General features: G+C 69.9%; 5 protein-coding genes. 1 reads left to right on the plus strand and 4 read right to left on the minus strand.

Annotated features, from left to right (window positions below; all coding sequences use genetic code 11):
* The 4 genes from QN163_05575 to QN163_05590 are packed head-to-tail and all read right to left on the minus strand — an operon-like array spanning position 1 to position 5,194.
* Complete coding sequence (locus QN163_05575) at positions 1 to 918, minus strand: DUF2877 domain-containing protein (protein MDR5683479.1); 918 nt, start codon at positions 916 to 918, stop codon at positions 1 to 3.
* A gap of 22 nt (positions 919 to 940) precedes the next feature.
* Positions 941 to 2,401, minus strand: a complete 1,461-nt coding sequence (locus tag QN163_05580; protein MDR5683480.1) for an FAD binding domain-containing protein — start codon at positions 2,399 to 2,401, stop codon at positions 941 to 943.
* Positions 2,398 to 2,838, minus strand: coding sequence for a carbon monoxide dehydrogenase subunit G (locus QN163_05585; GenBank protein MDR5683481.1), 441 nt, complete (start codon positions 2,836 to 2,838; stop codon positions 2,398 to 2,400). The genes QN163_05580 and QN163_05585 overlap by 4 nt, the downstream gene beginning before the upstream one ends.
* A 13-nt stretch (positions 2,839 to 2,851) precedes the next feature.
* The gene (locus QN163_05590; GenBank protein MDR5683482.1) at positions 2,852 to 5,194 is read right to left on the minus strand and encodes a xanthine dehydrogenase family protein molybdopterin-binding subunit; all 2,343 of its coding nucleotides are present in this window, start codon (positions 5,192 to 5,194) and stop codon (positions 2,852 to 2,854) included.
* 415 nt (positions 5,195 to 5,609) lie between these two features.
* Here QN163_05590 and QN163_05595 point away from each other — a divergent pair, with 415 nt between their 5' ends.
* A complete protein-coding gene (locus tag QN163_05595) occupies positions 5,610 to 6,638 on the plus strand; it encodes a sensor domain-containing diguanylate cyclase (GenBank protein ID MDR5683483.1) in 1,029 nt (342 codons plus the stop codon).
* The last annotated feature ends 81 nt before the right edge of the window (positions 6,639 to 6,719 follow it).

A 6,719-nucleotide genomic window follows, 5' to 3' on the forward strand; every position in this document is an offset into this window, starting at 1 on the left:
TTAGACGCTTCCATTGTACCGGGTGACGGGCGGCCGTCCGCCAACACATCCATTCCACCATGCAAAGAAGCCCGCCATCATGTCCGCACCGGACGTCTCGCCCCAGCGCAGCAGTCTGCGCGCCGACGGCTCCCAGCCGCCTTCGCTCCGTAACGCCTGCAGCAGATCGTGCCACGGTTCGTTCGCCTGTCCGTGGGCCGCCGCCTCGAGGTAGGCGCGCGAGATGCGCGTGGTGTCGGTGGCCGCCTCGACGATGGGTCGCGGATCGGCGCCGGCGAGCCGGAGGCCGATCAGCACGCCGACCAAAAAGTCGTCGCCCGAGGGCGTCAACCCAAGACCCAGGCCGCACAGCCGCTGCGCTCCGCTTCGGATCTCATCCGCCTCGTCCGTGCGTAGGCCGCGCAGCAGGGTCTGCGCGGCGGCGAGCGCCTTCTGTTGCCAGGCGGACGGCAGCGCACGCGTGCGGGGCGTCGCGTCCAGCACCGACAGCAGGACCGCCAGACCGTCGGCGGGCCCTTCTCGCGCCACGAACGCGGCGCACGCAGACACGGCCTTTGGATCGAGATCTGTGGCACAAAGGCGCAAGTGAGGGTCGTGCGGGCGGGCTTCGCGCACCGATAGGGTGAGCGGCTTCGCGCCAGGAAACGAACCGCCGCCCACGGTCATCTGGCCGTCGACCAGACAGACGCGATCGCCCTGGCGCAGGCAGAACTGTTCCGTGTCGAGGCGGTCCGCGACGAGATTGAGCGGTCCGTTTCCCAGCTCGGCGTCCACGATCGCGAGGATGGCGCCGCCCGTCGGAGGCCTCAGTTCCACGTACACGCTGCGGCGGTGTACCGACAGGACGCGCCCGGCGGCCGTGCCTTCGAGGAGGGGGCGTCGGGGCGCCGGATACGAGACGATCCGCCGTGAAGCCATGGGAGGTGGGGCGGGTCGGCTCCTACGAGCCGGACCGGCCCTGCCGCATCAGCGCCGCCGCGCGTTCCACGGCGTCCACGATGTTCACGTATCCGGTGCAGCGGCACAGGTTTCCGGAGATCGCCTCGCGGATCTGCTCGCGCGTGGGCGCGGGGTTGTCTCGGAGGAATGCGACGAGCGTCGTCAGGAATCCCGGTGTGCAGAATCCACACTGCAGTCCGTGGTGCTCCCAGAATGCCTGCTGCAGCGGGTGCAGCCTGTCGGGAGAGCCAAGACCCTCGACCGTGATCAGTTCTGCGCCGTCCGCCTGGACCGCCAGCAGCAGGCAGGAGCGCACCGCCTCGCCGTCGAGCAGCACCGTGCAGGCGCCGCACACCCCGTGCTCGCATCCCAGGTGGGTCCCGGTCAGGCCCAGGTCTTCTCGCAACGCATCGGCCAGCGTCTTGCGCACCGGGACCGTCAGCGCGTGCTCGACGCCGTTGACCCGCATGCGGATCCGGCGGGCGGGTTCGCCACCCAGCTCAAGCGGCGGCTGCGTGCGTTCGCCCAGCGTCACCCCGCGGTCCCCGATCCCGGCCGCCAGGTCGGGTGGGGTCGCGGGCGCTTGCACGGCTCGATCCCCAGATGCCGTTCTCTGGTGGGCGCGGTGGAGCGCGCGCCGTGTGAGCACACCGGCCAGGTGTCGGCGGAACTCCGCCGACGCGTGCATGTCCCCGTCCGGTTCCAGGCGCGATGCGGCCTCTGCGGCAGCGGCGCGGGCACCCTCGTCGACGGCCTCGCCGCAAGCGGCGGCCCGCTCCGCCTCGACCAGGCGCACCGGCACCGGGCCCACCCCGACGTAGGCCAGCCGAGCTTCGACGACCCGCCCCTCTTCCACCCGGACGCCGGCCGCCACGCCGCACAGCGCATAGTCGCCGTGACGGTTGCTCACCTCCTCGAACGCCCAGCCCCATCCGTTCGGGAAGACGGGGAACCGCACCTCGACCAGCATCTCGTCGGCTCTCAATCCGGTGGTCAGGTAGTGGACGAAGAATTCCTCCGCCTGTAGCAGGCGCTCACCCGCGGCGCTGCGCACGACGAACGTCGCGCCCACGGCCGCGGCCACGCCGGGCAACTCCGCCGCCGGATCGGCATGGGCGAGGCTGCCGCACACCGTCCCGCGGTTGCGGATCTGCGGGTGTCCGATCCAGCGGATCGCATCGAGGAGCAGCGGCAAGCGTCGTGCGGCGTCACTGCGTTCGATCCTTCGCTGCCGCGCCGTCGCCCCGATGCGCACCTCTTTGTCCGTGGCGCGCACGTAGTCGAGTTCAATGAGGCGGTTGATGTCGATCAGTACCCGCGGGCGCGCCAGGCGCATGCTCAGCAGCGGCAGGAGGCTCTGGCCGCCGGCCAGGATCTTCCCTTCGTCGCCGTGCTCCGCCAGCAGCGCCAGCGCCTCGTCCAGCGTGTGCGGATCGTAGTAGTCGAAGCGTGGGGGCTTCATGGGGCCTCGGCCAGTTTGCGGTCCAGACACTGGAAGAACTGACCGGCCAGCATCTTCGCGATGCCGGGGATCATCCGCGTGCCGATGACCAGCGCCCCGCCGACCTGGACGTCGCCCGACCAGCGCACGCCGGTCTCGCCGCCGCGGTCCTCGAGTTCGATGGCGCCGCTGGCGCGCACGAACCCCGCGCCGCTGCTGCCCTCGACCTGGATCGCGTACCGCTGCGGCGCGGCCCGCTCGGTGATCCGCAGCTTCCCCTTGTAGGTCCCCTTGACCGCTGCGATGCCGATCGAGATCACCGCCTCGAACTCGTCGGGCCCGAGGGGGTTGAGTTCCTTCAGACCCGGCGTGCAAGAGGCGAGCGACTGCGGGTCGTTGAGCATCTGCCACACCCGGTCGCGCGGGGCGTGAAGCGTCTCGGCGCCCTCGATTCTCATAGGAATCCCTCCGTCATACGTTTCTCCTCTTCCCGGCCTGCTGGATCAACTGGAACAACGCGTCCGGGTGCAGGGGCATCTGCGTGACGACCAGGTCTAGGTCGTCGAGGGCATCCTCGATCGCCTGGGCGACAACGGCCGGTACCGGGATCACGCCTCCCTCGCCCGCGCCCTTCACCCCCAGCGGGTTGAGGGGCGTCGGCGTCTGGCGGTGCACGATCTCGATGTCGGGCACCTCCATAGCCGTGGGAATCTGGAAGTCCATGAACGACCCCGTCAGCAGCTGGCCGTCTTGGTCGTACACGAGACGTTCGTAGAACGACCCGCCGATGCCTTGCGCCACGCCGCCGTGGATCTGGCCGTCGAGGATCATCGGATTGATGACGACCCCGCAGTCGTGGACGACGACGTATCGCAGGAACCGGATCGTCGCGGTCTGCGGATCCACCTCGACGAGCGCCGCGTGCACACCGTTGGCGAACGTCCCGCGCGGCGGGGCGAAGTAGCGGGTCGCCTCCAACCCAGGCCCTTCCCACTCGGAGGGGATTACGCCGCGCAGGGGGTTGGCAGCGCGCGCCACCTCCCCGAGCGGGACCGACCGCCCGGGCGCTCCGCGCACCGCGACCCGACCATGGGCCAACTCGAGATCCTCGGGGCTCGCCTCGAGCATCGTGGCGGCGACCGTAAGCGCCTTCTCGCGTACCGCTTGGGCCGCCAGGTGGACGGCGGTCCCGGCCACCACCGCGGCGCGGCTGGCGAACGTACCGGTCCCCCAGCCAAACGCCCCGGTGTCTCCGGTCGTCACGTGCACGTCCCCGACGTCCACACCCAGCGCGTCGGCGACGATCTGAGCGAACGACGTGAAGTGCCCCTGACCCTGCGTGCCCACACCCGTGGCCACGTGTACCTTGCCGGAGGGCTCGACCGTGACGCGGCAACCCTCGTAGGGTCCGATGCCCGACCCTTCGACGTAGCAGGCGAACCCCAGGCCAACACGGCGCCCCTGCGCCCGGAACTCGGCCTTTCGCTGCGGCCACCGCTCGTAGTCGACGGCCCCAAGCGCGTCTTCGAGCGTCGCGGGGTAGTCGCCGCTGTCGTAGACGAGCGTGGCACCGTCCTGGTAGATGAGCCCGACGTCGTAGGGGAACTCGTCGGGCCGGATGAAGTTGCGGCGGCGGATCTCCGCGCGGTCGATGCCCATGCGGCGCGCCGCCAGGTCCAGCAGCCGCTCCATAACGAACACGCCGTGCGGCCGGCCCGCGCCGCGGTAGGGGCTGACCATCGTCTTGTTCGTGAACACCGCACGGAACTCCGCGTGGTAGTTGGGGATCCTGTACGGACCGGGCAGCGTGCACTCGGCCACGATCGGGACGATCAGCCCGTACGGGATGTAGGCTCCGGCGTCGTAGAGGAACACGGTGCGCACGCCGAGGATACGCCCGTCGGAGGTAAGCGCGATCTCTGCGTCGTGGATTTGCGTGCGCTCGTGGTTGGTCGCCAAGAAATGTTCGCGGCGGTCCTCGATCCACTTGACCGGGCGGCCCAGGCGCATCGCGGCCAGCGGCACGAGGATCTCCTCCGGGTAGCACATCATGATCTTCGGCCCGAAGCCGCCGCCGACGTCGGGCGCGATCACCCGCACATCCTTCTGCCCGAGATCGAACAACTCGGCCAGGTAGTTGCGGATGCGGATGGGCGCCTGCGTGCTGTCCCAGACGGTGAGTTGCCGCGTCCGGGCGTCCCAGTGGGCGACGACGCCCCGGGACTCCATGGGCGCGGCCATCCCGCGGTCCATGACGAACCGCTGGGCGACCACGACGTCCGCCTGCGCCCGGGCGGCCTCGTAGTCGCCAACCCGCTGGGTGTAGTGGGCCGCGGTGTTGGTCCCGGCGTCAGGGTGCACCAGGGCCGGCCTGTCGGCCGCCGCCTCCTCCAGGTCGACGACGGCCGGCAGTTCCTCGTAGTCCACCTCGATGAGCTCGGCGGCATCCTCGGCCACGTACCGGTTCTCGGCGACCACGAACGCGACCGGCTCACCGACGTGGCGGACCACCCCGGGGGCGAGCGCGTACTGGGTCTTGTGGTGCACCAGGGTGGGGTGCGGGATCAGCTTGGGCAGGGGGTCTCCGAGCCCAGGTGGCAGGTCGGCGTGCGTCAGCACGGCCAGCACACCGGGCAGTTCCCGCGCGCGCCGGGTGTCGATCCGGCGGATGCGGGCGTGGGCGTGGGGGCTGCGCAGTACCGCGGCGTGGGCCACCCCCGCCAAGCGGACGTCGTCCACATACGTCCCCTGGCCGGTCAGCAGCCTAGGGTCCTCGTTGCGTCGTACACGCTCACCGAACAGTCGAGTGGTCATCGGAAATCACCTGGACGGCACGTAGGCGCCCTCGCGGTCGCACAAGCCCCTGCCGATCCCCCTCTTCCCCGGGTAGGGTGTCCTAGAACGAATCACCGCCCCCGCACCGGTTCGCGGGCCGGCGGTGATCCGGGGTATGGCTAGCGCGAAGCGACTTTGGGTATATAGGGTTCGGCAGGTTGGCCCGGGAACCCTACCGGCCGAGCGCGGTGGCGCGGTTGGGGTCGTCCTTTCGGTCGAAGCCGGGATGATCTTTTGGAGGAATGGTGAACCCGATGACGGAAAACCTGGTGGGCCGGGGAGGAATTGACGACTTCGGCTCCGAAGGCACTTAAGATAGATCCGTACCCCATTCCCCGTGCGCAACGTCTCCGGCCCGATGGTCCAGAGTTCTGTGCCCCCGCAGGAGGTCGCGGTGACACGTACGCTTGCCCGAGGACCCAAGCCGGACCCGGCCTGGCGCATGGCCAGGGTGAGCCACCAGACCATGCTCGAGACCACCAAGCGGCTGCTGCGGCCGATGGACATGGCCGCGGTCCTCGACGAGATCCTCACCCAGGTCCACACCCTGTTCGGTTACCGGATCGCGGCCGTGCTGTTGGTCGATCGCCAGGCGCGTGAGCTGTACTGTGCGGCACAGCGGGGCTGCAACCCGGACGTCGCAGAGAAGCGGCGGTTCCGCATCGGGAAGGATGGATTGGTGGGCTGGGTGGCCTACACCGGGTGGCCGTACTACGCCCCCGACGTCCATCGAGAGCCCCGATACATCGAAGCCGCCACCGGTGTGCGCTCCGAACTCGTGCTGCCCCTGCGCATCGAGGGTGAGGTCATCGGCGTCCTCAGCGTCGCCAGCACAGAGCCCGAAGCGTTCCCCGACGAGATGCGAGGGATGCTGGATGCGTACGCGACGCTGGCTGCCGCGGCCGTCCAGCGCGCCGACAGGGACGCCGAACTGGAGCGCATGGCCCTGACCGATTCCCTGACGGGGCTGGCGAACCACAGGGCGCTGCACCAGATGCTGCAGCGGGAACTCGCCCAGGCGGCCCGCTACACCTATCCCGTGGCGCTCCTGCTCCTGGACCTCGACGGGTTCAAGCAGGTCAATGACCTGTTCGGCCACATGTACGGCGACGAGGTCCTGCGGCAGGTGGCCCGCATGATGACTGAGGTCAGCCGTGGCATGGACCTGCCGGCGCGCCTGGGCGGGGAGGAGTTCGTCCTCGTGCTGCCGCGCGCCCCCAAACTCGCCGCCCTACAGGTCGCCGAGCGGCTGCGCCGGCGGATCGAGGACGCCGCCCGCGAGGCCGAGATGCGCCTGAGCGCGAGCGTGGGCGTAGCCGTCTTCCCCGACGACGCGAGCACCCCCGACGCGCTGCTGCGGGCTGCGGATGAAGCGATGTACCGCGCCAAGCGCGCCGGCGGCAACCGCGTGGAAGCTTCCTGAAACCGGCCGGCGGGTTGTGCTAGACTTCCCTTGACCCCGGGTGCTCCCGGGGTTTTGTAATGTCGGGGCCCTCAACCCAGC

This window comes from Armatimonadota bacterium, from assembly GCA_031432545.1.
Classification (GTDB): domain Bacteria; phylum Sysuimicrobiota; class Sysuimicrobiia; order Sysuimicrobiales; family Sysuimicrobiaceae; genus Caldifonticola; species Caldifonticola tengchongensis.

Excerpts from the sequence above, each read along its gene's own strand:
- QN163_05575 (MDR5683479.1), bottom strand. The coding sequence starts at position 918 with ATGGCTTCACGGCGGATCGTCTCGTATCCGGCGCCCCGACGCCCCCTC.
- QN163_05580 (MDR5683480.1), bottom strand. The coding sequence starts at position 2,401 with ATGAAGCCCCCACGCTTCGACTACTACGATCCGCACACGCTGGACGAG.
- QN163_05585 (MDR5683481.1), bottom strand. The coding sequence starts at position 2,838 with ATGAGAATCGAGGGCGCCGAGACGCTTCACGCCCCGCGCGACCGGGTG.
- QN163_05590 (MDR5683482.1), bottom strand. The coding sequence starts at position 5,194 with ATGACCACTCGACTGTTCGGTGAGCGTGTACGACGCAACGAGGACCCT.